The sequence below is a fragment of the Enterobacter sp. CPE_E1241 genome, assembly GCF_045618265.1.
In the GTDB taxonomy this organism is placed as follows: domain Bacteria; phylum Pseudomonadota; class Gammaproteobacteria; order Enterobacterales; family Enterobacteriaceae; genus Enterobacter; species Enterobacter adelaidei.
Window position 1 is genome coordinate 4,486,547 of sequence record NZ_JBIWYV010000001.1, and the last position, 24,832, is coordinate 4,511,378.

Annotated in this window: 31 protein-coding genes; 8 read left to right on the forward strand and 23 right to left on the reverse strand. The window is 53.0% G+C overall.

Features of this window, described 5'->3' with window-relative positions; all coding sequences use genetic code 11:
- Positions 1-9 precede the first annotated feature (9 nt).
- The gene (gene rplC, locus ACJ9Y9_RS22010; protein ID WP_003863274.1) at positions 10-639 is read right to left on the reverse strand and encodes a 50S ribosomal protein L3; all 630 of its coding nucleotides are present in this window, start codon (positions 637-639) and stop codon (positions 10-12) included.
- Between the two features lie 32 nt (positions 640-671).
- Positions 672-983, reverse strand: a complete 312-nt coding sequence (rpsJ, locus tag ACJ9Y9_RS22015) for a 30S ribosomal protein S10 (RefSeq protein WP_001181005.1) — start codon at positions 981-983, stop codon at positions 672-674.
- Positions 984-1,363: 380 nt separating this feature from the next.
- Between rpsJ and ACJ9Y9_RS22020 the strand changes: the two genes are divergently transcribed.
- Positions 1,364-1,837 (forward strand): A24 family peptidase, encoded by a 474-nt coding sequence (locus tag ACJ9Y9_RS22020; RefSeq protein WP_028018491.1) that lies wholly within the window; start codon positions 1,364-1,366, stop codon positions 1,835-1,837.
- Here ACJ9Y9_RS22020 and bfr read toward each other — a convergent pair.
- The 12 genes from bfr to fkpA form a co-directional block, all read right to left on the reverse strand.
- Complete coding sequence (bfr, locus tag ACJ9Y9_RS22025) at positions 1,821-2,297, reverse strand: bacterioferritin (RefSeq protein ID WP_008503492.1); 477 nt, start codon at positions 2,295-2,297, stop codon at positions 1,821-1,823. The two genes, ACJ9Y9_RS22020 and bfr, sit on opposite strands and share 17 nt — an antisense overlap.
- A 72-nt stretch (positions 2,298-2,369) precedes the next feature.
- Entirely contained in the window at positions 2,370-2,564 is a 195-nt protein-coding gene (gene bfd, locus ACJ9Y9_RS22030; RefSeq protein WP_008503493.1) for a bacterioferritin-associated ferredoxin, read from the reverse strand.
- Between the two features lie 179 nt (positions 2,565-2,743).
- The gene (gene tuf, locus ACJ9Y9_RS22035) at positions 2,744-3,928 is read right to left on the reverse strand and encodes an elongation factor Tu (RefSeq protein ID WP_023326212.1); all 1,185 of its coding nucleotides are present in this window, start codon (positions 3,926-3,928) and stop codon (positions 2,744-2,746) included.
- A 69-nt stretch (positions 3,929-3,997) separates the two neighbouring features.
- Positions 3,998-6,112: an elongation factor G gene (gene fusA / locus ACJ9Y9_RS22040; RefSeq protein WP_028017992.1), complete on the reverse strand. Its 2,115-nt coding sequence runs from the start codon at positions 6,110-6,112 to the stop codon at positions 3,998-4,000.
- Between the two features lie 95 nt (positions 6,113-6,207).
- Positions 6,208-6,678: a 30S ribosomal protein S7 gene (rpsG, locus tag ACJ9Y9_RS22045; RefSeq protein WP_004106370.1), complete on the reverse strand. Its 471-nt coding sequence runs from the start codon at positions 6,676-6,678 to the stop codon at positions 6,208-6,210.
- 96 nt (positions 6,679-6,774) lie between these two features.
- Positions 6,775-7,059, reverse strand: coding sequence for a 30S ribosomal protein S12 (gene rpsL / locus ACJ9Y9_RS22050; RefSeq protein ID WP_407226224.1), 285 nt, complete (start codon positions 7,057-7,059; stop codon positions 6,775-6,777).
- Positions 7,022-7,150, reverse strand: coding sequence for a hypothetical protein (locus ACJ9Y9_RS22055; RefSeq protein WP_407226225.1), 129 nt, complete (start codon positions 7,148-7,150; stop codon positions 7,022-7,024). The genes rpsL and ACJ9Y9_RS22055 overlap by 38 nt, the downstream gene beginning before the upstream one ends.
- Before the next feature lie 124 nt (positions 7,151-7,274).
- Positions 7,275-7,562, reverse strand: a complete 288-nt coding sequence (gene tusB / locus ACJ9Y9_RS22060) for a sulfurtransferase complex subunit TusB (protein ID WP_028017993.1) — start codon at positions 7,560-7,562, stop codon at positions 7,275-7,277.
- A 7-nt stretch (positions 7,563-7,569) separates the two neighbouring features.
- Positions 7,570-7,929 (reverse strand): sulfurtransferase complex subunit TusC, encoded by a 360-nt coding sequence (gene tusC, locus ACJ9Y9_RS22065; RefSeq protein ID WP_028017994.1) that lies wholly within the window; start codon positions 7,927-7,929, stop codon positions 7,570-7,572.
- Positions 7,929-8,315 carry a sulfurtransferase complex subunit TusD gene (gene tusD / locus ACJ9Y9_RS22070; RefSeq protein WP_028017995.1) on the reverse strand — a complete coding sequence of 129 codons (387 nt, stop codon included), beginning with the start codon at positions 8,313-8,315 and terminating at the stop codon, positions 7,929-7,931. Before tusD ends, tusC begins: the two co-directional genes overlap by 1 nt.
- On the reverse strand, positions 8,315-9,037 hold the full coding sequence (locus ACJ9Y9_RS22075; protein WP_003861697.1) for a transcriptional regulator: 723 nt from the start codon (positions 9,035-9,037) through the stop codon (positions 8,315-8,317). The genes tusD and ACJ9Y9_RS22075 overlap by 1 nt, the downstream gene beginning before the upstream one ends.
- Before the next feature lie 166 nt (positions 9,038-9,203).
- A complete protein-coding gene (gene fkpA, locus ACJ9Y9_RS22080) occupies positions 9,204-10,022 on the reverse strand; it encodes an FKBP-type peptidyl-prolyl cis-trans isomerase (RefSeq protein ID WP_028017996.1) in 819 nt (272 codons plus the stop codon).
- 238 nt (positions 10,023-10,260) lie between these two features.
- Between fkpA and ACJ9Y9_RS22085 the strand changes: the two genes are divergently transcribed.
- A complete protein-coding gene (locus ACJ9Y9_RS22085) occupies positions 10,261-10,479 on the forward strand; it encodes a protein SlyX (RefSeq protein WP_008503009.1) in 219 nt (72 codons plus the stop codon).
- A gap of 52 nt (positions 10,480-10,531) precedes the next feature.
- Here the strand turns inward: ACJ9Y9_RS22085 and slyD are convergent, their stop codons facing one another.
- The 4 genes from slyD to kefG form a co-directional block, all read right to left on the reverse strand.
- Complete coding sequence (gene slyD / locus ACJ9Y9_RS22090; protein WP_024907947.1) at positions 10,532-11,122, reverse strand: peptidylprolyl isomerase; 591 nt, start codon at positions 11,120-11,122, stop codon at positions 10,532-10,534.
- Positions 11,123-11,216: 94 nt separating this feature from the next.
- Positions 11,217-11,417, reverse strand: coding sequence for a YheV family putative zinc ribbon protein (locus ACJ9Y9_RS22095; RefSeq protein ID WP_010436300.1), 201 nt, complete (start codon positions 11,415-11,417; stop codon positions 11,217-11,219).
- 13 nt (positions 11,418-11,430) lie between these two features.
- Complete coding sequence (kefB, locus tag ACJ9Y9_RS22100) at positions 11,431-13,236, reverse strand: glutathione-regulated potassium-efflux system protein KefB (protein ID WP_028017997.1); 1,806 nt, start codon at positions 13,234-13,236, stop codon at positions 11,431-11,433.
- Positions 13,236-13,790, reverse strand: a complete 555-nt coding sequence (gene kefG / locus ACJ9Y9_RS22105) for a glutathione-regulated potassium-efflux system ancillary protein KefG (protein ID WP_065422678.1) — start codon at positions 13,788-13,790, stop codon at positions 13,236-13,238. The genes kefB and kefG overlap by 1 nt, the downstream gene beginning before the upstream one ends.
- A 135-nt stretch (positions 13,791-13,925) precedes the next feature.
- Here kefG and ACJ9Y9_RS22110 point away from each other — a divergent pair, with 135 nt between their 5' ends.
- From ACJ9Y9_RS22110 to ACJ9Y9_RS22125, 4 genes are read left to right on the forward strand one after another with little or no spacing between them, the layout of a single operon-like run.
- Positions 13,926-15,830, forward strand: a complete 1,905-nt coding sequence (locus ACJ9Y9_RS22110; protein ID WP_028017998.1) for an ABC transporter ATP-binding protein — start codon at positions 13,926-13,928, stop codon at positions 15,828-15,830.
- A gap of 22 nt (positions 15,831-15,852) precedes the next feature.
- On the forward strand, positions 15,853-16,875 hold the full coding sequence (locus ACJ9Y9_RS22115; protein WP_028017999.1) for a hydrolase: 1,023 nt from the start codon (positions 15,853-15,855) through the stop codon (positions 16,873-16,875).
- On the forward strand, positions 16,872-17,090 hold the full coding sequence (locus ACJ9Y9_RS22120; protein ID WP_008503016.1) for a YheU family protein: 219 nt from the start codon (positions 16,872-16,874) through the stop codon (positions 17,088-17,090). Before ACJ9Y9_RS22115 ends, ACJ9Y9_RS22120 begins: the two co-directional genes overlap by 4 nt.
- A gap of 30 nt (positions 17,091-17,120) precedes the next feature.
- The gene (locus tag ACJ9Y9_RS22125; RefSeq protein ID WP_028018000.1) at positions 17,121-17,990 is read left to right on the forward strand and encodes a phosphoribulokinase; all 870 of its coding nucleotides are present in this window, start codon (positions 17,121-17,123) and stop codon (positions 17,988-17,990) included.
- A 66-nt stretch (positions 17,991-18,056) separates the two neighbouring features.
- On the opposite strand, the gene ACJ9Y9_RS22130 is transcribed toward ACJ9Y9_RS22125, so the two are convergent.
- Positions 18,057-18,461 (reverse strand): OsmC family protein, encoded by a 405-nt coding sequence (locus ACJ9Y9_RS22130; protein WP_028018001.1) that lies wholly within the window; start codon positions 18,459-18,461, stop codon positions 18,057-18,059.
- A 311-nt stretch (positions 18,462-18,772) separates the two neighbouring features.
- Here ACJ9Y9_RS22130 and crp point away from each other — a divergent pair, with 311 nt between their 5' ends.
- Together crp and ACJ9Y9_RS22140 are read left to right on the forward strand one after the other, a co-directional pair.
- On the forward strand, positions 18,773-19,405 hold the full coding sequence (crp, locus tag ACJ9Y9_RS22135) for a cAMP-activated global transcriptional regulator CRP (RefSeq protein WP_000242758.1): 633 nt from the start codon (positions 18,773-18,775) through the stop codon (positions 19,403-19,405).
- 57 nt (positions 19,406-19,462) lie between these two features.
- Positions 19,463-21,550: a YccS/YhfK family putative transporter gene (locus ACJ9Y9_RS22140; RefSeq protein WP_028018002.1), complete on the forward strand. Its 2,088-nt coding sequence runs from the start codon at positions 19,463-19,465 to the stop codon at positions 21,548-21,550.
- Here the strand turns inward: ACJ9Y9_RS22140 and ACJ9Y9_RS22145 are convergent.
- The 4 genes from ACJ9Y9_RS22145 to ppiA all read right to left on the reverse strand — a co-directional run bounded on the left by ACJ9Y9_RS22145 (position 21,547) and on the right by ppiA (position 24,708).
- Positions 21,547-22,767, reverse strand: coding sequence for an aspartate aminotransferase family protein (locus ACJ9Y9_RS22145; RefSeq protein WP_028018003.1), 1,221 nt, complete (start codon positions 22,765-22,767; stop codon positions 21,547-21,549). The genes ACJ9Y9_RS22140 and ACJ9Y9_RS22145 overlap by 4 nt on opposite strands.
- 86 nt (positions 22,768-22,853) lie before the next feature.
- Positions 22,854-23,417, reverse strand: a complete 564-nt coding sequence (pabA, locus tag ACJ9Y9_RS22150) for an aminodeoxychorismate synthase component 2 (RefSeq protein ID WP_028018004.1) — start codon at positions 23,415-23,417, stop codon at positions 22,854-22,856.
- 29 nt (positions 23,418-23,446) lie between these two features.
- Positions 23,447-24,031 (reverse strand): putative adenosine monophosphate-protein transferase Fic, encoded by a 585-nt coding sequence (locus ACJ9Y9_RS22155; RefSeq protein ID WP_028018005.1) that lies wholly within the window; start codon positions 24,029-24,031, stop codon positions 23,447-23,449.
- Between the two features lie 104 nt (positions 24,032-24,135).
- The gene (gene ppiA / locus ACJ9Y9_RS22160) at positions 24,136-24,708 is read right to left on the reverse strand and encodes a peptidylprolyl isomerase A (RefSeq protein WP_023309471.1); all 573 of its coding nucleotides are present in this window, start codon (positions 24,706-24,708) and stop codon (positions 24,136-24,138) included.
- Positions 24,709-24,832: the final 124 nt, after the last annotated feature.

Consider the following 24,832-nt stretch of genomic DNA (forward strand, 5'->3'; position numbering starts at 1 on the left):
GCTATCCCCTTACGCCTTCACAGCTGGTTTAACGATCAGGTCGCTACCGGTTGCACCCGGAACTGCACCTTTAACCAGCAGCAGGTTGCGCTCAGCGTCAACACGTACTACGTCCAGGCTCTGAACGGTTACACGTTCGTTACCCAGCTGACCTGCCATTTTCTTGCCTTTGAACACTTTGCCCGGAGTCTGGTTCTGACCGATAGAACCCGGAACGCGGTGAGACAAGGAGTTACCGTGAGTAGCGTCCTGGGTACGGAAGTTCCAGCGCTTAACGGTACCAGCAAAACCTTTACCTTTAGAGGTACCGGTTACGTCAACTTTTTTAACGTCAGCAAACAGCTCAACGCTAATGTCCTGACCTACGGTGAACTCTTCGCCTTCAGCAAGACGGAATTCCCACAGACCACGGCCAGCTTCTACGCCAGCTTTAGCGAAGTGACCCGCTTCTGGTTTGGTTACACGGTTAGCTTTTTTAGCACCAGTGGTAACCTGAATAGCGCGGTAGCCATCGTTAGCCAGATCTTTAACCTGAGTAACGCGGTTTGCTTCTACTTCGATTACGGTTACTGGGATAGAAACGCCATCTTCAGTGAAGATGCGGGTCATACCCACTTTTTTACCGACTAAACCAATCATTGTTTCAACCTCTCAATCGCTCGATGACCTGATTAACCCAGGCTGATCTGCACGTCTACACCGGCAGCCAGATCCAGACGCATCAGAGCATCAACGGTTTTCTCAGTTGGCTCAACGATGTCAACCAGACGCTTGTGAGTGCGGATTTCGTACTGATCACGCGCGTCTTTGTTAACGTGCGGGGAGATCAGAACGGTGAAGCGCTCTTTGCGGGTCGGCAGCGGGATCGGACCACGGACTTGCGCACCAGTGCGCTTAGCAGTCTCGACGATTTCCGCGGTTGATTGATCGATCAGACGATGATCAAACGCTTTAAGGCGGATACGGATTCTTTGGTTCTGCATGAGACCAGAGCTCCAATTATTTTATAAACGAAAATGATTACTCCTCAAACCCATTACGATTGATGGGAGAGTGTAACCGTTCTTACGTAGCTCCCCAATTGGGAGCATTGTTGAGTAACAAAATGAGCTACTCTGGTTCTGATTGAACCCGCCGTCAATTACGACAAGCCCGCGCATTATACGTAAATCTGGGCAAGACGCAAGTGCCGTTTAGAAATTAAGCGCCAAAGACGCAGCTTGCGTAAGGGCGCGCAACTTTTTATGCAATGTATTCCTTGTCGAATCTTTGTCTGAACCCGCTACGCAATTGCTGCTTTTGTGTATTGCCGGTTAAGCAGGTTACAACGAGTATGCGCTCAACCCCCTTTGAGGCCTTTTCGATGTTAACCACCCTCACCTTTTTGCTGATCTATTCTTCGCTGACTGCCTTTCTTGTTCATGCTGATATTCGCTACGGACTGCTTCCCGATAAATTTCTCTGTCCGCTGCTATGGGTAGGCCTGCTCTTTCAGCTTTGTATCCATCCTGATTTTTTGCCGAGTGCGGTGGTGGGGGCAATGGCAGGATATTTTGGCTTTGCCGTTATTTACTGGGGCTATCGATTTATCTGCCGGCGTGAAGGGATGGGATATGGCGATGTTAAATACCTGTCTGCGCTTGGCGCCTGGCATGGTTGGTGCGTACTGCCAACCCTGGCATTACTCGCTGCGCTTATGGCATTACTTAGCCTTCTTGTTTTTTCGTTACTCACCTCTGATAAAGAGGCAATAAAAAACCCGCTGCCTTTTGGGCCATTTCTGGCAGCTGCGGGTTTATGCGTTGGCTGGAAGACGCTGTTTACTCTTCCACTTTAATCTGCGACTGAAGGTAGTTTTGCAGGCCAATCTTAGCGATGAGATCCAGCTCAGTTTCCAGCCAGTCAATATGACCCTCTTCGTCGGCCAGGATCTGGATCATCATGTCGCGGCTGACGTAATCATGGACGCTATCCGCATAGGCAATAGCTTCACGGAGATCTTTGGCGCCTTCAAGTTCGAGCCTGAGATCAGAACGCAGCATCTCTTCGACATCTTCTCCGATGCCCAGCTTTCCGAGATCCTGCAGGTTTGGAATGCCTTCAAGGAATAAAATACGCTCGATATATTTATCAGCGTGTTTCATCTCATCAATAGATTCATGGTACTCAACGTCGTTTAGACGTTTAAGTCCCCAGTTTTTAAACATTCTCGCGTGAAGAAAGTACTGGTTGATTGCGACAAGCTCATTTCCCAATAATTTATTGAGATAACTTATGATTTTAACATCACCTTTCATTATATAGTCCCTCCGCTTCCACTCATTGAAGCGTAGATCGGGCTACAGGGATGTCAAAAAAAAGATGGGCGCTTACGCGATCTCTTTGTATTCCGGGATCTGCATCAATTCGTCCTGCATGATCTCTCGCGCAGCACGTACACATTTACCACATTGATTTCCCACCGGAACAAATTTGCGTAGCTGCTGAAATGACTGAGGCTGAAACTGGCGAACGGCCTGGCGTATTTTTTTGTCACTGACACCATTACATAAACAAACGTACATAGAGACTCCCGTTCAAATTATGCGCAAAGTGTAAGTGAGAATGGTTATGATTACAATAGCACAAACACCACAATACGGGGCGGGAGCAGGCAAAAAATGCGAAATTTTGTGACAGTGCTTGAGTGGCAGAAAACAAAAAAGGACGCCGAAGCGTCCTTTTTTTATTCGGGGATAATTAATTAGCCCAGAACTTTAGCAACAACGCCCGCGCCAACGGTACGGCCGCCTTCACGGATTGCGAAACGCAGACCGTCGTCCATCGCGATTGGGTGGATCAGAGTCACAACCATCTTGATGTTGTCGCCTGGCATTACCATCTCTACGCCTTCTGGCAGTTCGATGGTACCGGTCACGTCAGTAGTACGGAAGTAGAACTGTGGACGGTAGCCTTTGAAGAACGGAGTATGACGGCCGCCTTCGTCTTTGGACAGAATGTACACTTCAGATTCGAACTTGGTGTGTGGCTTGATTGAGCCTGGCTTCGCCAGAACCTGACCACGTTCGATTTCTTCACGTTTGATACCACGCAGCAGAACACCAACGTTCTCACCAGCACGGCCTTCGTCCAGCAGTTTGCGGAACATTTCAACGCCAGTACAGGTAGACTTCGCAGTCTCTTTGATACCAACGATTTCAACTTCTTCACCAACTTTGATGATACCGCGCTCTACACGACCGGTAACAACGGTACCACGACCGGAGATGGAGAATACGTCTTCGATTGGCAGCAGGAATGGCTTGTCAATCGCACGCTCTGGTTCTGGGATGTAAGAATCCAGGAAGCCAGCCAGTTCGATGATTTTCGCTTCCCACTCTGCTTCGCCTTCCAGCGCTTTCAGAGCAGAACCACGAACGATTGGAGTATCGTCGCCTGGGAAATCGTACTGAGACAGCAGTTCACGAACTTCCATCTCTACCAGTTCCAGCAGCTCTTCGTCATCAACCATGTCGCACTTGTTCAGGAACACGATGATGTAAGGAACGCCTACCTGACGACCCAGCAGGATGTGCTCACGGGTCTGAGGCATTGGGCCGTCAGTCGCAGCAACAACCAGGATCGCGCCGTCCATCTGCGCAGCACCGGTGATCATGTTTTTAACATAGTCGGCGTGGCCTGGGCAGTCTACGTGTGCGTAGTGGCGAGTCGGGGTGTCGTACTCAACGTGAGAGGTGTTGATGGTGATACCACGAGCTTTTTCTTCTGGTGCGTTATCGATCTGGTCGAATGCACGAGCAGAACCACCGTAGGTTTTAGCCAGAACGGTAGTGATTGCAGCGGTCAGGGTTGTTTTACCATGGTCAACGTGGCCGATAGTACCAACGTTGACGTGCGGTTTTGTACGTTCAAATTTTTCTTTAGACACGGCTATATTCCTTACTATAGTGCTCTCCCCTTTGGAGAGAGCACGGGACTTAGGTTTTAATCCTGTGGATTACTTACCACGGGCTTCAATAACGGCCTGAGCAACGTTGTTAGGCGCATCATCATACTTCAGGAATTCCATGGTGTATGATGCACGACCTTTGGTCAGAGAACGCAGCTGAGTTGCATATCCGAACATTTCAGACAGTGGAACTTCAGCGTGGATCTTAACGCCAGTTACTTCGGATTCCTGACCACGCAGCATACCGCGACGACGGCTCAAGTCACCGATAACGTCACCGGTGTTCTCTTCAGGAGTTTCTACTTCAACCTTCATGATTGGCTCAAGCAGAACTGGTTTTGCTTTCTTAAAGCCTTCTTTAAAGGCAATAGACGCAGCCAGTTTAAACGCCAGTTCAGAGGAGTCAACGTCGTGGTAAGAACCGAAGTGCAGACGGATACCCATGTCAACAACCGGATAGCCAGCCAGAGGGCCCGCTTTCAGCTGTTCCTGGATGCCTTTATCAACGGCTGGGATGTATTCACCAGGAATTACACCACCTTTGATGTCGTTGATGAACTCGTAACCTTTAGGGTTAGAGCCCGGCTCCAGTGGGTACATGTCGATCACAACGTGACCGTACTGACCGCGACCACCAGACTGCTTAGCGTGTTTACCTTCAACATCGGTAACTTTCGCGCGAATCGCTTCGCGGTAAGCAACCTGAGGTTTACCCACGTTCGCTTCAACGTTGAATTCACGCTTCATACGGTCAACGATGATGTCCAGGTGCAGTTCACCCATACCAGCGATGATGGTCTGGTTAGATTCTTCATCAGTCCATACGCGGAATGATGGGTCTTCTTTCGCCAGACGGCCCAGAGCCAGACCCATTTTTTCCTGGTCAGCTTTGGTTTTTGGTTCAACTGCGATGGAGATTACCGGCTCAGGGAATTCCATACGCTCCAGAATGATTGGGTGATCTGGGTCACACAGGGTGTCACCAGTGGTCACGTCTTTCAGACCGATAGCTGCAGCGATGTCGCCCGCACGAACTTCTTTGATTTCTTCACGTTTGTTAGCGTGCATCTGTACGATACGGCCAAAACGTTCACGCGCCGCTTTCACGGAGTTCAGGATGGTGTCACCGGAGTTAACCACACCAGAGTAAACGCGGAAGAAGGTCAGGTTACCCACGAATGGGTCGGTAGCAATTTTGAACGCCAGTGCAGAGAATGGCTCTTCGTCGCTTGCGTGACGCTCAGCCGGAGTATCTTTACCGTCGTCCAGGATGCCGTTGATCGCAGGAACGTCAACCGGGGATGGCAGGTAGTCAACTACCGCATCCAGCATCGCCTGCACACCTTTGTTCTTGAACGCAGAACCACAGGTTACCAGGATGATTTCGTTGTTCAGAACACGCTGACGCAGAGCTTTTTTGATCTCTTCTTCAGTCAGTTCTTCACCACCCAGGTATTTCTCCATCAGCTCTTCAGAAGCTTCAGCAGCGGATTCGATCAGGTTCTGGTGCCATTCGTCAGCCAGGTCCTGCATTGCAGCTGGGATATCTTCGTATTCGAAGGTAACGCCCTGGTCTGCATCGTTCCAGTTGATGGCTTTCATTTTCACCAGGTCGATTACGCCGGTGAAGCCTTCTTCAGCACCAATTGCCAGCTGCAGCGGAACAGGGTTCGCGCCCAGACGGGTTTTGATCTGGCCAACAACTTTCAGGAAGTTAGCACCCATACGGTCCATTTTGTTAACGAACGCGATGCGTGGAACTTTATATTTGTTCGCCTGACGCCATACGGTTTCAGACTGTGGCTGAACACCACCAACTGCGCAATAAACCATTACCGCGCCGTCAAGAACACGCATGGAACGTTCTACTTCGATGGTGAAGTCAACGTGCCCTGGGGTGTCGATGATGTTTACGCGATGCGGTTCGTACTGCTTAGCCATACCTGACCAGAATGCAGTAGTCGCTGCGGAGGTGATAGTAATACCACGCTCCTGCTCCTGTTCCATCCAGTCCATGGTGGCAGCGCCGTCATGAACTTCACCGATTTTATGGTTTACACCGGTGTAGAACAGAATACGTTCGGTAGTAGTGGTTTTACCGGCGTCGATGTGCGCACTGATACCGATGTTACGGTAGCGTGCGATGGGTGTTGTACGAGCCATTTGATTCCTCGTTATATCTTTAGGCGTTCAGTTAAGTTACCCAGAGCGGGCGGCTTCTCTGAAGCGCCCGCCTGGTGACTAATACTCCGAAGGGATTACCAACGGTAGTGTGCGAACGCCTTGTTGGCTTCTGCCATACGGTGAACGTCTTCACGTTTCTTAACTGCAGTACCTTTGTTGTCTGCAGCATCAGAAAGTTCGTTCGCCAGACGCAGAGCCATGGATTTATCACCGCGTTTACGAGCAGCTTCAACGATCCAACGCATTGCCAGAGCATTACGACGAACCGGACGAACTTCAACTGGAACCTGATAAGTAGAACCACCAACGCGGCGGGACTTAACTTCTACAGTTGGGCGAACGTTGTCGAGAGCGACTTCGAAAGCTTCCAGTTCATTTTTACCAGAACGCTGAGCCAGGGTCTCAAGCGCGCTGTATACGATTGCTTCTGCAGTAGATTTTTTACCATCTACCATCAGGATATTTACAAATTTTGCCAGCAGTTCTGATCCGAATTTCGGATCTGGAAGAATTTTACGCTGACCAATGACGCGACGACGTGGCATGGGAATACTCCGTTGTTAATTCAGGATTGTCCAAAACTCAAAGAGTTTAGTGTGACATTAAGATAAATCAGTTTGGCCTTACTTAACGGAGAACCATTAAGCCTTAGGACGCTTCACGCCGTACTTGGAGCGAGCCTGCTTACGGTCTTTAACACCTGAGCAGTCCAGCGCACCACGAACGGTGTGGTAACGAACACCCGGAAGGTCTTTAACACGACCGCCACGGATCAGGATCACGGAGTGTTCCTGCAGGTTGTGACCTTCACCACCGATGTAGGAAGTCACTTCGAAACCGTTAGTCAAACGCACACGGCATACTTTACGCAGTGCGGAGTTTGGTTTTTTAGAGTGGTGGTATATATACACGAGTACATACGCCACGTTTCTGCGGGCAGGCTTCCAGCGCAGGCACGTTGCTTTTCGCAACTTTGCGTGCACGTGGTTTGCGTACCAGCTGGTTAACTGTTGCCATTAAATAGCTCCCGGTTTTAGCTTTTGCTTCGTAAACACGTAATAAATCGACCTCATACAATATGAGGACGCGAAATTTTAGGGCTACGTCGAAAAGGTGTCAAGAAATATACAGCGATCTCAAATCACCAGTTCATTTGACTGGCATGCTTCACAGTAAGATTGACGAAATCAGTATAGCCAACCACGTCAATTTTGGCTGAAATTTGACCAGAAAGACCCCGCGCATCCAGATCGTCTTTCAGCGCAGAGACTGTTATGGGGGCATTCGTGAGAATTTCAACGAAACGACTGCCTTCCAGTGCGGCAAGTACGCCATCCTGAATCAGCAGCAGGTCATCACCTTCGCGCAGCATACTCAGTAACGCGTCGATATCACATTGCCACGGTGAATGGCTCAGAGTATGGAGCATGGCAGCCTCAGAAAGTCAGAACGGTGTCGTAGTGGGAAAGGTGCTCGCGCAGTGCGGTGGAAGACAGGCACGTCACATCCAGCACGAAAGGCGTTGCCTCGTTTAAACCACGCGCGGCCAGAGAGTCGGCACAGACATAGAACGTTTCTATATCGTACAGCGGTAACACTTTGAACGTCGCGATGTAATCGCGCGCCAGAATGGTTTGCGGCTGTTGCCCCGCCAGAAGCTGGAACACCCCGTCTCCCAAAAAAAAGACGCCAATATCTTCGCTCAATGCTGATGTCGCGAGCAACGCATCCAGCCCTTCTCTGCCAGACGCACTACCGTGCGGCGCTGAAGAAAAAACAAACGCGATACGCTTCATCAGAATTGCACCACTCTGTCGCAGGTTAATGCTGCCTGTGCCAGTGCACCCAGACCACTCAACGAAAAACCGGGCTGCAAGTTAGAACCCGATAAACCCAGGCGCTCAGCTTCGGTTGCATCAGTCACGCCACGGCGCAGGGCCGCCGCCACGCAGATATGCAGTTCTACGCCCTGCTTTTCGTTTAATGCCTGCCATGCGCGCACCAGATCAAACTCATCACTCGCCGGTGACGTAAACTGGTTCGCGTTATATACCCCTTCCCGATAAAAGAAGACGCTCGCCAGTTCATGTCCGGCTGCCAGTAGCGCATGCGCAAACTGCAACGCACTGCTGGCCTGCTGAGTACCGTACGCCGGGCCTGTCACCATTAACGCAAAACGCATTACTTGTCTTGCCCCAGGAAATCACCGCTCTTGAACTGGCGGATATAGAGGTAAACCGTGTGCTTGGAGATATTCAGACGATCGGCAACCTGGTTGATGGCGTCTTTAATATCAAAAATCCCTTTCTCATAGAGATTCAGCACTATCTGGCGATTCTTGGCGTTGTTCGATACGTTGCGGTCGGCGTTCACCTCTTCAATGGTGAACTCAAGCGTCTGAGTCACAAGATCTTCAACAGAAGAGGCAAAGTTAACGGAAGAGCCAACATCTGGCGTTTCTGGTGGAATAAAGGTGCTCATGATTTGCGAGAATGGCACATCAAGGTTCATGTTGATGCACAGCAATCCAATCACACGATGCTCGCGGTTTCGAATCGCGATGGTTTCTGATTTCATCAGCACGCCACTTTTGGCGCGGGTGAAATAGCATTTGGAGACGCTGCTGTCCGCGCCGGTCATGTCATGCAACATACGCAATGCAAGGTCGGTGATTGGCGAACCAATTTTACGGCCAGTATGCTCACCATTAGCAATGCGGATGGCGGAACACTTCAGATCTTGCAGGGAGTGCAATACGATTTCGCAGTGGGAGCCAATGAGCATCGCTAACCCGTCCACCACCGCTTCATACGATTTCAGAATATCGAAGTCGGTCTGGTCAAAAGGACGTTGATCCAGCAAATCAAGTTCACTGGTTTCGTTGGTTAAAAGCGACCTGGACATGAAAAAAACACTCCTTTTCAGGAGCCTGTCGTTAGGTTTTCAGGGCAGGCTCATTATCTACACGGACAACTAAATTAATACAGCGGGTATAACGCTTTCCAGTGTTAATTATATCTGCCCCATAATAAAAAAACCGCCGCCTTAAAGGCGGCGGTTTTTTTCAGGATTACTTCTTAGCAGCAGCGGCTTTATCGTCAGCCGGTGCATCTGCTTTAGCATCCGCTTTCGGTGCCGGTTTGATATCCAGCAGCTCTACGTCAAAGACCAGTGTAGAGTTGGCAGGGATACCCGGGACGCCAGTTTTGCCGTACGCCAGATCTGGTGGGATAACCATCTTGATCTTGCCGCCTTTCTTGATGTTTTTCAGGCCTTCAGTCCAGCCAGGGATCACACCATCCAGACGGAAGGAGAGCGGCTCACCGCGGGTGTAAGAGTTATCGAACTCTTTACCGTCGATCAGCGTACCTTTGTAGTTCACGACTACAGTGTCGCTGTCTTTAGGTGCATCGCCGGTGCCTTCTTTCTCAACTTTGTACACCAGGCCAGTAGAGGAGGTTTTCACACCTTTCTCTTTAGCAAAGGTATCGCGATAGGCTTTGCCTTTGGCTTCGTTTTCTTTAGCGTCCGCGTCCATCTTAGTCTGAGCGGCACCTTTCACACGCGCTTCGAACGCCTGCAGAGTCTGTTCGATCTCCTGGTCAGACAGCTTGCTCTTATCAGCAAATGCGTCCTGAACACCCGCGATCAGCTGAGCTTTATCCAGTTTGATGCCCAGTTTCTCTTGTTCTTTCAGAGAGTTTTCCATGTAACGACCCAGAGATGCGCCGAGTGCGTAGGCAGATTTCTGGTCGTCATTTTTGAACGCCGCTTTGCTGTCTGCAGTGGCAGCAGGCTTCGCAGCAGTATCAGCAGCGAATGACAGTGGCGCGTTCAGCGCAACAGCCATCGTCGTCGCCAGCAGCGTTACTTTAAACAGTGATTTCATCCATATCTCCAGGGCCTGGGGACTCTCACCCCAGCGTTAAACGTAAATGAGTTACGTACTATAAAACGTTGCGGAAGAAATCTACAGACAGACACTTCCAATTCTCGCCACTTTTCAGACTATTTTTGTTTAAATAAGTTTCCTGCCAAAGGGATGCAGACTGTACTTCAGGATAAACTCAGTTAAACTGCGCCGCCGCTGGGCCATTATGGTGAATCTGAAATAAACGAGGTGAATGATGAAGGATACAACAATAGAAGCGAGAATGGCTGAGCTGGAAAGCCGCCTGGCTTTTCAGGACATCACCATCGAAGAGCTAAACCAGACCGTGACTGCACATGAACTCGAAATGGCAAAACTGCGGGATCATATGCGCCTGCTGACAGAAAAGCTGAAGGCCACGCAGCCGTCGAACATTGCCTCTCAGTCAGAAGAGACGCCACCACCTCATTATTGAGGCGTAAAAAAAGCGGGATAATCCCGCTTTTTTTATTTTCCGCATGGCGGAATTAGTGGCAACCGCAGCCACCGTTGCCGCAACCACCTTTACCGTGATCGTGGTCGTGACCATGGTCGTGGCCGTGACCACCGCAGCAGCCGTCGTGGCCGTGATCGTGGTCATGGTCGTGACCGTGCGCACCGTGAACGTGGCCATGAGCCAGCTCTTCTTCGGTTGCTTCACGGATCGCAACAACTTCTACGTTGAACTTCAGGTTCTGACCAGCCAGCATGTGGTTACCGTCAACCACAACGTGGTCGTCTTCCACTTCAGTGATTTCGACAGGAACCGGACCCTGGTCGGTTTCCGCCAGGAAGCGCATGCCAACCTGCAGTTCGTCAACGCCCATGAACACGTCTTTAGGAACGCGCTGAACTAGGTTGTCATCATACTGACCATAAGCGTCGTTCGCGCCTACAGCAACATCAAATTTGTCGCCAACTTCATGACCTTCCAGCGCGTTTTCCAGGCCGGAAATCAGGGAACCGTGACCATGCAGGTAGTCAAGCGGCGCACTCACCGGAGACTCATCAACCAACACACCGTCTTCTGTACGTACCTGATAGGCCAGGCTGACCACCAGGTCTTTTGCTACTTTCATGATATCTCCTGAGCGTGGGAAAATTGCTGGCGCAGATTGTAGCGGAAATCTGCACCCGTGTACCCTTTAGCTTAAAAAAACTCAGGACATATCGCTAGTCCGGATGAAAAATCCCGATCACTTGCTCTTCTTTGCGAACGTGATCGCGGGCCTCTTTATCAGCCTCACGCATCTGGTGACCGCACTTAACACACTCAACAACATCAATATTATTTTCCCGCCACATCGCCAGAGTATCTTGCGCCTGGCAGGTCGGGCATTTTGCACCCGCAATAAAGCGTTTACGTACAGCCATCTTTCGTTACCCTTTATTCAAATTCATCCCAGCCATCAAGCTGGCGTCGTTCCAGTTGCATCTCTCGCTGGAAAATCTCCTCCAGCTCGCGACGCGCTTCCCGCACGCGTGAGATCTGCGCGGTATCCGTATGTACCGGCATCAGCTCACGCAGCATTCGCATATCCAGCCGGCGGAAGTGCATTTGCGCACGCTGCGCCTGATGTGGATGCATACCGAGCGAGATCAGCGCCTTGCGGCCCAGCTCCAGCGCACTGGAGAACGTCTCACGGGAGAAGTGTTTCACACCCGCCTGCAACAGTTCGTGAGCTTCAACACGTCCCCGCGCACGCGCCAGAATATGCAGATGCGGGAAATGCTGCTGACACAGCTCCACCAGCTTCATCGTGTCTTCCGGATCGTTACAGGTAATCACGATGGACTCTGCCGCTTCCGCCCCCGCCGAACGCAGCAGCTCAAGCTGGGTCGCATCGCCGTAGTAAACCTTATAGCCATATTTGCGCATCAGGTTGACCGCGCTGATATCACGCTCCAGCACCGTAATGCGCATTTTGTTCGCCATCAGCAAACGTCCGATAACCTGTCCGAAACGGCCAAAGCCCACCACAATCACCTGCGGCTTGTCGTCTTCCACCCACGGCGCTTCGTCTTCATCGTCCGTCGGGTTCAGGCGGCGCGACAGCAGTTTATCCACCAGCTTCATCAGCAGCGGCGTGGTCATCATAGACAGCGTGACCGTCACCAGCAAAAGCGCCATCTGATCGTCTTTAAACAGCTTCTGGGAGGATGCGGTCGAGAACAGCACAAACGCGAACTCGCCCCCCTGGCTTAACACGCTGGCAAACTGCATGCGTTCCGAACTGCGCAGCCCGTAAATACGTGACATGACGTACAGCACCAGCATCTTCACCGCCACCAGGATGGCGACGCTCACGACCACCCACAGCAGATGGGTATAAAGAACGCCCAGATTCAGTGCCATACCCACCGAAATAAAGAACAACCCTAACAGCAGCCCTTTGAAGGGATCGATGGCAATTTCCAGCTCGTGACGGTATTCACTTTCCGCCAGGAGCACCCCGGCGATAAAGGTCCCGAGCGCCATCGACAGCCCCAGCGCATCCATAAACAACGCTGACCCCAGCACCAGCAGCAGCGTCGCAGCGGTGAACACCTCCCGTACGCCCGACGCGGCAATAAAGCGGAATACAGGGCGTAACAGGAAACGTCCGCCAATCAGCATACCGGCGAAGGCCAGCACCTTCATGGCGATTTTTGCCCAGTCAAAATGATCGTCGCCGGAGCCTGCCAGCAGCGGCACCAGTGCCAGTGCGGGGATCACCGCCAGATCCTGAAACAGCAGCACCGAAAAACCCAGTTGCCCTGCTTCGTTGCGGTTCATCCCTTTGTCGCGCATTAACTGGAGCGCCATTGCCGTCGACGACATCGCAAGACCTATCCCACCGATCACCGCCGCCTGCCAGGAGAAGTTGGTCAGCATTAACAGGCCACCCAGAATCGCGGCGCTGAACAGCACCTGCGCAGCACCCACACCGAAGATAGAGCGTCTGAGTTGCCACAATTTAGAGGGGTTCAGCTCAAGGCCGATGATGAACATCAGGAACACCACGCCCAGCTCGGAGAAATGGAGAATTTCATCCACATCGCTGATGAATCCGAGTCCCCAGGGGCCAATCGCGATCCCTGCCAGCAGATAGCCCAGCACTGCACCTATTCCAATACGTGCAGCCAGCGGAACCGCGACGACGGCCGCAAATAAAAACAGCACTCCGGCAAGGAGTAGATTCGATCCTTCCATTAACGTCCTCCTGCCGGAATCGGTGACGCCAGCCATTCACCATAAGCTCTGGCGTGGCTTGCCAGTTCTTTCGGATCCTGACGACGTGCCCAGTAGATAATAATCGGGCTCATCCAGTGCATACGACACATCGCTGCCGTCAGTTCGAATGGACGCAGGATGTCACTCATCGGATAGCGGTTCAGCCCGTCATAACGGTATGCGCTTTCCGGTTCACCGGTAGTAATAACGCTACGCCAGTACTTTCCCGCCAGTTGGTTGCCCCCTACCCCACTGGAGAATCCCCTGCTCAGCACGCGGTCCAGCCACTCTTTTAGCAGCGCCGGGCAGCTGTAGGTATAAAGCGGATGCTGGAACACAATGACGTCGTGCTGACGCAGCAGTTCCTGCTCGTAAGGGATATCAATAAAGAAATCAGGATAGTGCGCGTAAAGATCGTGCACCGTCACGTTACTGAGCTGTGTGGCCGGCTTAAGCAGCACCCGGTTTGCCACCGAGTCCTGAGATTCCGGATGGGCATACAGCAGCAGCACTTTTGCTGTCTGAGACATCATTCCCCTCCCGGTCTTGTTTCTGTTTTTGTGTATCGTCGTTGTTTTGGGCTACCATGGCGGCCCGGTGCGGAAAATAGCCCACACCTTACATTATCATAATGACAAATTAACATAGTCGGAACATACGGCGCTTCTATGATTGTTTTCTCCTCGTTACAAATTCGTCGCGGCGTGCGCGTCCTGCTGGATAACGCCACTGCAACCATCAACCCTGGCCAAAAAGTGGGTCTGGTCGGCAAAAACGGCTGTGGTAAATCCACTCTGCTGGCGCTGCTGAAAAACGAGATTAGCGCGGATGGCGGTAACTTTACCTTCCCGGGGAACTGGCAGCTCGCCTGGGTGAACCAGGAGACGCCCGCCCTGAGCGAACCGGCTCTCGACTATGTTATCGACGGTGACCGTGAATACCGTAAGCTGGAAGCGGAACTTAACGCCGCTAACGAGCGCAACGACGGTCACGCCATCGCCACCGTTCACGGCAAGCTGGACGCCATCGATGCATGGACCATTCGCTCCCGCGCCTCCAGCCTGCTGCACGGCCTGGGCTTCAGCAATGAACAGCTGGAACGCCCGGTCAGCGACTTCTCGGGCGGCTGGCGTATGCGCCTCAACCTGGCGCAGGCGCTGATCTGCCGCTCCGATCTGTTGTTGCTCGATGAACCGACGAACCACCTGGATCTCGATGCGGTTATTTGGCTGGAGAAGTGGCTCAAGAGCTATCAGGGCACTCTGATTCTGATCTCCCACGACCGTGACTTTCTCGACCCGGTGGTGGATAAAATCATTCATATCGAACAGCAAACGATGTTCGAGTACACCGGCAACTACAGCTCCTTCGAGCGCCAGCGCGCGACGCGTCTTGCCCAGCAGCAGTCCATGTATGAAAGCCAGCAGCAGCGCGTGGCGCATCTGCAAAGCTTTGTGGATCGCTTCAAGGCCAAAGCGTCAAAAGCGAAACAGGCCCAGAGCCGCATCAAAATGCTGGAACGCATGGAGATGATTGCCCCGGCGCACGTGGATAACCCGTTCCACTTCAGCTTCCGCGCGCCGGAAAGCCTGCCAAACCCACTGCTGAAGATGGAAAAAGTCAGCGCGGGCTACGGCGAACGCACTATTCTCGACTCCATCAAGCTCAACCTGGTGCCGGGTTCGCGCATTGGCCTGCTGGGACGCAACGGTGCAGGTAAATCAACGTTGATCAAACTGCTGGCGGGCGAGCTTAACCCGGTCAGCGGTGAAATCGGCCTCGCGAAGGGCATTAAGCTGGGTTACTTCGCCCAGCATCAGCTGGAATTTTTGCGCGCGGATGAGTCCCCGATTCAGCACCTCGCGCGTCTGGCGCCGCAGGAGATGGAGCAGAAGCTACGTGACTACCTCGGCGGTTTTGGCTTCCAGGGTGATAAGGTCACCGAAAACACCGAGCGCTTCTCCGGTGGCGAAAAGGCCCGTCTGGTGCTGGCACTGATCGTCTGGCAGCGTCCGAACCTGCTGCTTCTTGATGAACCGACTAACCACCTGGATCTCGACATGCGTCAGGCGCTAACTGAAGCGCTGATTGAGTTTGAAGGCGCGCTGGTTGTCGTCTCGCACGATCGCCACCTAATCCGCTCCACCACGGACGATCTCTACTTAGTGCATGACGGCAAAGTTGAACCATTCGACGGTGACCTGGAAGACTACCAGCAGTGGCTGACCGACGTGCAGAAGCTGGAAAACCAGCCGGAAGAGTCCGCGAAAGAGAACGCCAACAGCGCGCAGGCGCGTAAAGACCAAAAGCGCCGCGACGCGGAACTTCGCACCCAGACACAGCCGCTACGCAAAGAGATCGCCCGTCTCGAAAAAGAGATGGAAAAACTTAATGCGACACTCGCTACCGTTGAAGAGAAGCTGGGCGATAGCGGTCTGTATGACCAGAGCCGCAAAGCTGAGCTGACTGACTGTCTGCAAACTCAGGCCAAAACGAAATCCAGCCTCGAAGAGTGCGAGATGGCGTGGCTGGACGCTCAGGAACAGCTGGAAGCGATTATAGTAAATAACTGACAAGAATTAGCATCGCATCGTTATGACCCAAATCATTCCATCAGACTTCGACATAGCTACTGAAGAGAGCGCTGAGTTCGTGCCCATGCGCGGCGTGTCCAATCGCCACCTACAGACCATGCTGCCACGGCTTATCCGTCGCAAGGTTCAGTTCACCCCGCACTGGCAACGGCTGGATTTACCGGACGGAGACTTTCTGGATCTCGCCTGGAGCGAGGAACCGGAACAGGCTCGCCATAAGCCGCGTCTGGTGGTCTTTCACGGTCTGGAAGGCAGCCTGCACAGTCCGTATGCACACGGTTTAATTGAGGCGGCAAAAGCGCGTGGCTGGCTCGGTGTGGTTATGCATTTTCGCGGCTGTAGCGGCGAGCCAAATCGCCAGAAACGCATTTATCACTCGGGTGAAACCGAGGACGGTACATGGTTTTTACACTGGCTGCGGGAAAACTATGGTACCGTGCCAACGGCAGCCGTGGGCTACTCGCTGGGCGGGAATATGCTGGCTTGTCTGCTGGCCAAAGAGGGCGAAAGCGTCCCGCTGGATGCCGCCGTCATTGTCTCTGCACCATTTATGCTGGAGCAGTGTAGCTACCATATGGATAAAGGTTTTTCCCGCGTCTATCAGCGCTACCTGCTTAACCTGCTGAAAGCAAACGCGGCGCGCAAACTGAAAGCCTACCCGGAGACGCTTCCGATAAGTCTGCGTCAGTTAAAAAAGGTGCGTCGCATTCGCGAGTTCGACGATCTGATCACCGCAAAAATCCACGGCTTTGCCGACGCGATTGACTACTATCGTCAGTGCAGCGCCATGCCGCTGCTCAGCAAGATTACGCAGCCGACGCTGATCATTCATGCCAAAGATGACCCGTTTATGGATCATCATTCTATTCCCGCTCAGGAATTCCTGCCCGACAACGTTCACTATCAGTTGACGGAGCATGGCGGCCACGTCGGGTTTATCGGTGGCACACTGCGTCGCCCGAAAATGTGGCTTGAGACGCGTATTCCTGACTGGTTAACCCCGTATCTGGACGGTGCAAAATGATCATTCCCTGGCAGGATCTGGCTCCCGAAACGCTCGATAATCTGATTGAAAGCTTTGTATTACGCGAAGGCACAGATTATGGTGAACAAGAACGCTCGCTCGAGCAAAAGGTCAACGATGTAAAGCGCCAGCTCAAAAGCGGCGACGTGGTGCTGGTATGGTCAGAACTGCATGAGACGGTCAATATCATGCCCCGCAACGCGTTTCACGGCTGATCTTTCAACCTTTCCAGTCAGGGAGTTGCTATGTCTGCCAGACATCCGGTTATTGCCGTTACGGGGTCGAGTGGTGCGGGAACCACCACCACCAGCCTCGCATTTCGCAAGATTTTCGCCCAGCTGAATCTCCGTGCGGCGGAGGTCGAAGGCGACAGCTTTCACCGCTATACGCGCCCGGAGATGGACATGGCCATCCGTAAAGCGCGCGATCTGGGTAAACACATCAGCTACTTTGGCCCGGAAGCCAATGACTTCGGCCTGCTGGAGCAAACCTTCGTCGAGTATGGCAAGAGCGGCACAGGGCAATCCCGCAAGTATCTGCATACTTACGATGAAGCCGTGCCATGGAACCAGGTACCGGGCACCTTTACTCCCTGGCAACCCCTGCCGGAACCCACTGACGTGCTGTTTTATGAAGGGCTGCATGGCGGCGTGGTAACTCCCCATCACGACGTGGCGCGCCATGTGGATTTGCTGGTTGGCGTGGTACCGATCGTGAACCTGGAGTGGATCCAGAAGCTGACGCGTGACATGAGCGAGCGCGGCCATTCACGAGAAGCGGTCATGGACTCCGTGGTGCGCTCCATGGAGGATTACATCAACTTCCTGACGCCGCAATTCTCCCGTACCCATATTAACTTCCAGCGAGTACCGACAGTCGACACCTCCAACCCATTCGCGGCCAAAAGCATCCCGTCGCTGGATGAGAGCTTTGTGGTGATCCATTTCCGCAACCTCGAAGGCATTGATTACCCCTGGCTGCTGGCCATGCTGCAGGGCTCGTTTATTTCGCACATGAATACATTAGTGGTGCCGGGCGGAAAAATGGGGTTGGCGATGGAGCTCATCATGACGCCGCTGGTACAGCGGTTGATGGAAGGGAAGCAGATCGCGTGATCATATTCCCTCTCCCGGTGGGAGAGGGTTAGGGTGAGGGCATCAACACGCACGATGCCCCATCAATCACGCCTCGATCACTTCATACGAATGTGTAATTTTTACCGCTTTCTCCAGCATTAACGCCACAGAGCAGTATTTCTCCGCAGACAAGTCCACCGCGCGTGAAACGGCCGCGTCTTTCAGGTCTTTACCGGTGACCACAAAGTGCAGGTTAATATGGGTGAACAGGCGTGGCGCCTCTTCACGACGTTCCGATGTGAGTTTAACTTCGCAATCCGTTACATCATGACGGCCTTTTTGCAGAATCGAGACCACATCAATCGCGCTGCATCCACCGGCAGCCATCAATACCATCTCCATCGGGCTTGGTGCTTTATCGCCGGAGTTACCATCCATCAAAACCTGGTGCCCTGAAGCGGACTCGCCCAGGAACGTTAAACCTTCAACCCATTTCACGCGCGCTTGCATATTCATTAACTCCAACGTTGCATTTTTGGTGACAGATTACGCGTGCGTTACATTTCTCGCAATGGAAGGCGACCTGCATCATGCTGAAGCGAGACACCAGGAGACACGCGGCGAAAGCTATGCTAAAACACTCAGGATGCTACAGTAATACATTGACGTTACACATGTATGCAGAGGACATCAAACTTTACTGGCTGCGAAACGTTACGATAGCCGACTTCCCAGGGTATGGGTAAGAATTCGATTGCAACCCCAGAGTCCGGATGCATCTGATGACTCTGGTGACAGCTTATAACAGAGGATAACAGCGCATGGTGCTTGGCAAACCGCAAACAGACCCGACTCTCGAATGGTTCTTGTCTCATTGCCACATTCATAAGTACCCATCGAAGAGCACGCTGATTCACCAGGGTGAAAAAGCGGAAACGTTGTATTACATCGTAAAAGGCTCGGTGGCAGTGCTGATCAAAGATGAAGAAGGGAAAGAGATGATCCTTTCTTATCTGAACCAGGGCGATTTCATCGGTGAACTGGGCCTGTTTGAAGAAGGCCAGGAACGTAGTGCCTGGGTTCGTGCAAAGACAGCATGTGAAGTGGCTGAAATTTCTTACAAGAAATTCCGTCAGTTGATTCAGGTTAACCCTGATATCCTGATGCGTCTTTCTTCCCAGATGGCTCGCCGTCTGCAGGTTACATCTGAGAAAGTGGGTAACCTCGCCTTCCTGGACGTTACCGGTCGTATCGCGCAGACTCTGCTTAACCTGGCAAAACAACCTGATGCGATGACCCACCCTGACGGCATGCAGATTAAAATTACCCGTCAGGAGATCGGCCAGATCGTCGGCTGCTCCCGTGAAACAGTGGGCCGTATTCTGAAAATGCTGGAAGATCAGAACCTGATCTCCGCCCACGGTAAAACCATCGTGGTCTACGGAACGCGTTAATTCCACTCAAACGGCGTGCCATCGCAAGGTGTCACGCCGTTTTTGTCTCTCTTCCCCATGTGGCGTAGGCTGATTTATCACCCGGAAGTTAACTATGCACTGCGACAAACGCTGGTGTTGTGTCTTCCTGTAGCCATCGGCCTGATCCTCGGACATCTTCAGCAAGGTCTGCTGTTTTCTCTCGTGCCCGCCTGCTGCAACATTGCTGGCCTGGACACACCGCATAAGCGCTTTTTTAAACGTCTGATTATTGGCGGCTCGCTGTTTGCTGGCTGTAGCCTCGCCGTGCAGCTCTTACTCGCCCGCGATATTCCGCTGCCGTTAATCCTGACCGTGCTGGCGATGACGCTCGGCGTCACCGCCGAAATCAGTTCCCTTCATGCGCGCCTGCTTCCCGCCTCACTGATAGCGGCCATCTTCACGCTAAGCCTCGCGGGTAACATGCCGGTGTGGGAGCCGCTACTGATCTACGCCCTGGGTACGCTGTGGTATGGGCTGTTTAACTGGTTCTGGTTCTGGCTGTGGCGGGAACAGCCCCTGCGTGAATCATTGAGCCTGCTCTATGTGCAACTTGCGGATTACTGCGAGGCCAAATACACCCTGCTCACCCAGCATACCGATCCGGAAAAATCGTTACCGCCGCTGCTGACGCGCCAGCAAAAGGTGGTGGATCTGATAAGCCAGTGTTATCAGCAACTACACATGCTCGCCGCCAACAAGAATCACGAATACAAACGGCTGCTGCGTATCTTCCAGGTGGGGCTGGATCTGCAAGAACATATCTCCGTGAGCCTGCATCATCCTCAGGAGGTGCAAAAGCTGGTCGAGCGCAGCCATGCCGAAGCGGTGATCCGCTGGAATGCGCAAACCGTCTCTGCGCGTCTGCGGGTGCTGGCTGATGACATTTTATATCACCGCTATCCCACGCGTTTTAACATGGACAAACAACTCGGCGCGCTGGAGAAAATCGCCCGCCAGCATGAGGACAACCCGGTGGGCCAGTTTGCCGCCTGGCATTTCAGCCGTATCGCCCGCGTGTTGCGCACCCAACGCCCGCTTTATCCCCGCGATCTCATGGCGGATAAACAAAAACGTCTGCCGTTATTGCCGGCGCTCAGAAGCTATCTGTCTCTCAAATCGTCCGCTCTGCGCAACGCCGCACGGATTAGCGTCATGCTCAGTACCGCCAGCCTGATGGGCATGGCGCTGCATCTGCCTAAACCCTACTGGATCTTAATGACCGTGCTGTTTGTCACCCAGAACGGTTATGGCGCCACGCGCGTGCGTATTCTGCACCGGGCGGGGGGAACGATGGCCGGGCTGATTATTGCGGGCGTCACGCTGCACTTTCACGTGCCGGAAGGTTATACCCTGGCGGGAATGCTGATAATTACGCTGGTGAGCTACCTGATTATCCGCAAAAACTATGGCTGGGCGATGGTGGGCTTTACGGTAACGGCGGTATACACCCTGCAACTGCTCACGCTCAATGGCGAACAATTTATTGTCGCCAGACTGATCGATACCCTGATTGGCTGTCTGATTGCCTTTGGCGGCATGGTCTGGCTGTGGCCGCAATGGCAAAGCGGACTGTTGCGCCAGAACGCCCACGACGCGCTGGAGGCCGACCAGCAGGCCATTCGTCTGATCCTGAGCGACGATCCGCAACCCTCCCCGCTGGCGTATCAGCGGATGAAGGTAAACCAGGCGCACAACGCCCTGTTTAACTCGCTCAACCAGGCAATGCAGGAACCAGGCTTTAACTCGCACTATCTGGCGGATATGAAGCTCTGGGTGACGCACAGCCAGTTTATCGTCGAGCACATTAACGCCATGACCACGCTGGCGCGCGAGCACACGATGCTGACGCCGGATCTGGCGCAGCGCTATTTGCAGTCGTGTGAAATTGCATTGCAGCGGTGTCAGCAGCGTCTGGAGTATGACGCGCCGGGCGAGTCGGGCGACTCGAATATACTGGAAGCGCCGGAGACGCTAACCCACGGGCCAATGAGCACGCTGGAACAGCATTTACAGCGCGTTCTGGGGCATCTGAACACCATGCACACCATTTCGTCGGTGGCATGGCGTCAGCGTCCGCATCACGGGATTTGGTTAACGCGGATCTTAAAGCGGACGGAGTATTAACCTTTTACGATTTTCTCGACTGCCGCGGCAAAACGGGTTAATCCATCTTCAATGTCTTTGTCTTCTACCACCAGCGACGGTGCAAAACGCATCACATCCGGTCCCGCGTTCAGCACCATCACCCCTTCGCGGGCGGCGGCATGCAGGAAATCGCGCGCGCGACCTTTGTACTGTGGTTTCAGTTCGGCACCGATCAGCAGCCCCATACCACGGATCTCGCTGAACACATCAAACCGATCGTCAATCTGCTGCAGGTGTTTCACAAACAGCTCGCGCTTCGCGCTGACGCCGTTCAGAACCTCAGGTGTATTGATAATATCAAATGCCGCGCCCGCCACGGCACTCGCCAGCGGATTCCCGCCATAGGTGGAACCGTGAGAACCAACGTGGAACGCGGAGGCAATCTCCTGCGTCGTCAGTACCGCACTCACCGGGAAACCACCGCCGAGCGCTTTGGCGCTGGTGAGAATATCCGGCGTCACACCGTAGTGCATATAGGCAAACAGATCGCCGGTACGTCCCATCCCGCATTGCACTTCATCAAACACCAGCAGCGCCTGATGCTCATCGCACAGCGCACGCAGACCTTTCAGGAATTCTGGCGTCGCCGCCGTCACGCCGCCTTCACCCTGGATCGGCTCGACAACAACCGCGCAGGTGTGGTCGTCCATCACCGCTTTCACCGCATGCAGATCGTTAAACGGCACATGGACGATGTCGGCCGGTTTCGGGCCAAATCCGTCGGAATACTTCGGCTGGCCGCCGACGGAGACGGTAAAGAAGGAGCGTCCGTGGAAGGCATTGTGGAAGGCAATGATTTTGGTTTTGTACGGGCTGTGGCGCGTGGTTGCGTAGTAGCGCGCCAGCTTAAAGGCGGTTTCGTTGGCTTCGGTGCCCGAGTTCATGAACAGCACGCGCTCGGCAAACGTCGCATCAATAATCTTGCGGCCGAGGCGTAACGCCGGTTCGTTGGTAAAAACGTTGCTGGTGTGCCAGAGCGTTTCGCCCTGGGTTTTCAGCGCCTCAACCAGGGCAGGATGGCAATGGCCCAGCGCCGTCACTGCAATACCGCCCGCGAAATCAACATACTCTTTGCCCTGCTGATCCCAGACGCGGCTGCCTTTTCCTTTTACCGGGATAAACTCAGCCGGTGCATAAATCGGCAGAATCACTTCATCAAATGTTGCGCGGGTAATTGCAGGTTGTTCAGTTGCCATGTTATGCCCATCCATTTTATGTCACATTGATTGTGAAAATATAATCACAAAATATGCATAAAAAATCACGACAAGGCAATCAATATTCAGCGTTTAAGGAAATTTGCCAGCAGCGCGTGGCCCTGTTCGCTGAGGATGCTTTCCGGGTGGAACTGTACGCCTTCGAGATCCCATTCGCGGTGACGAATCCCCATGATCTCCTGCGTATCGCTCCAGGCGGTCACCTCAAAGCAGTCAGGCAGCGTCGACGGGTCAATCACCAGTGAATGGTAGCGCGTCACGGTTAACGGATTATTGAGCCCGGTGAATACCCCAACGCCAGTGTGGGTGACCGGAGAAGTTTTACCGTGCATCACTTTCGCGGCGCGCACGATAGTGGCACCAAACACCTGCGCAATGGCCTGATGGCCAAGACAGACGCCGAGGATCGGCAGCTTGCCGGCATAGTGCTGGATAACCTCCAGCGAAATACCCGACTCCGACGGGGTGCAGGGGCCGGGTGAAATCACGATTTTCTGCGGAGCCAGTGTTTCAATATCCGCCAGGCTAATGTTGTCGTTGCGGCGGACAACCACCTCTGCACCCAGCTCGCAAAAATACTGGTAAAGGTTCCAGGTGAAGGAATCGTAGTTATCAATCAGCAGAATCATGGCGGCTCCCGAAAAAATGCCGCCCTATTCTACTCAGTTTCCCGTGCTTCGCTCACTACTTTGGCAAAGATAGTATTCAGAGCCGTCAAATCCCCCATTGCGCCATTCTGGTTGGCCACCACCCATTGCTCCGGATCGATATCACGCCAGTCCAGCGTGTAACCGGCGTGGATCGCCAGTTGCTCGAAGAAAACGCGTTGGGCAATACCGTTGCCGCGCATAAACGGATGCAGCATGTTGATTTCGCAGTAATAGTGGCTAACTCTGTCAACAAACGCCGCTTTCTCAAGACCCACGAGATACTTATCACTTTCCAGCGCCGCCATCAGTTCATTGCCCATCTTCTCGATGTATTCGAAATGGCAGAACGGAATATCACCTTTAAAAATATCATCGGTACGAAACTCGCCTGCCCGCTTCATTTCACTGCGATATAAATGGCGATGAATAAGGCACAGATGGGGTAACCCGGGCGCGGAAGGCCCAAGCTCCAGTGTCTCAATATGGGGTTCTGAGGGACCATTACCTTTTTCAAGGAGGCAACTGGCCTGTAGATTGACGTTACGCTGCTGCTCCCAGAGACGGGATTTTTGCTTGTCGGTGAGTTTTTTCACTTAACGCCTCCCTGAATAGTCCGTTTGCCACAAGTATAAGCAGCAAAACGCGCTTTCGCAGGGAGGGTCACAACACGGGCGAGCATTGCCCGTGTTGAAGAAGGTTATGGCAGAACTTTTGCTGAGAGGATCACGACAGGTTTTGACGGCACATTCTGGTACGGACCGACATCATGGGTAGGCACCTGAGAAATCTTATCAGCCACGTCCATCCCTTTCACAATTTTACCGAAGACCGCATAGCCAAAGTCACGCTGACCGTGGTCGAGGAAGGCGTTATCCGCCACGTTGAGGAAGAACTGGCTGGTCGCGCTATCTTTGTCTGCGGTACGCGCCATTGAGATAGTGCCGCGCTTGTTCAGCAGGCCGTTGTCCGCTTCGTTTTTAATAGGCGGGTTTGGCTGCTTCTGCTGCATCTGCTCGTTGAAACCGCCGCCCTGCACCATAAAGCCCGGGATCACGCGGTGGAAGGTGGTGTTGTTATAGAAACCACTGTTCACGTAGTCGAGGAAGTTTTTCACAGAAACCGGAGCTTTCTGGCTATTCAGTTCCAGCTCAATGTTCCCGGCGGAGGTGGTCAGCAGAACGTGAGGGTCCCCTTTTGCTGCCAGCGCAGCAGGGGAAACGGCAGAAAGAGCAAACACAGCTGCGACAGCCGCCAGTGTTGATTTGAGCATGAGAATTCCTTAACAAAGCGCAGTATAAAAAGCGAATGGCATGATTCTAAAGAGCAGTATGAACGGAGACCAGCCTTTTACCTAATTTTACGAAATTGAAACAGTTGTAACCACGCAAACGGTT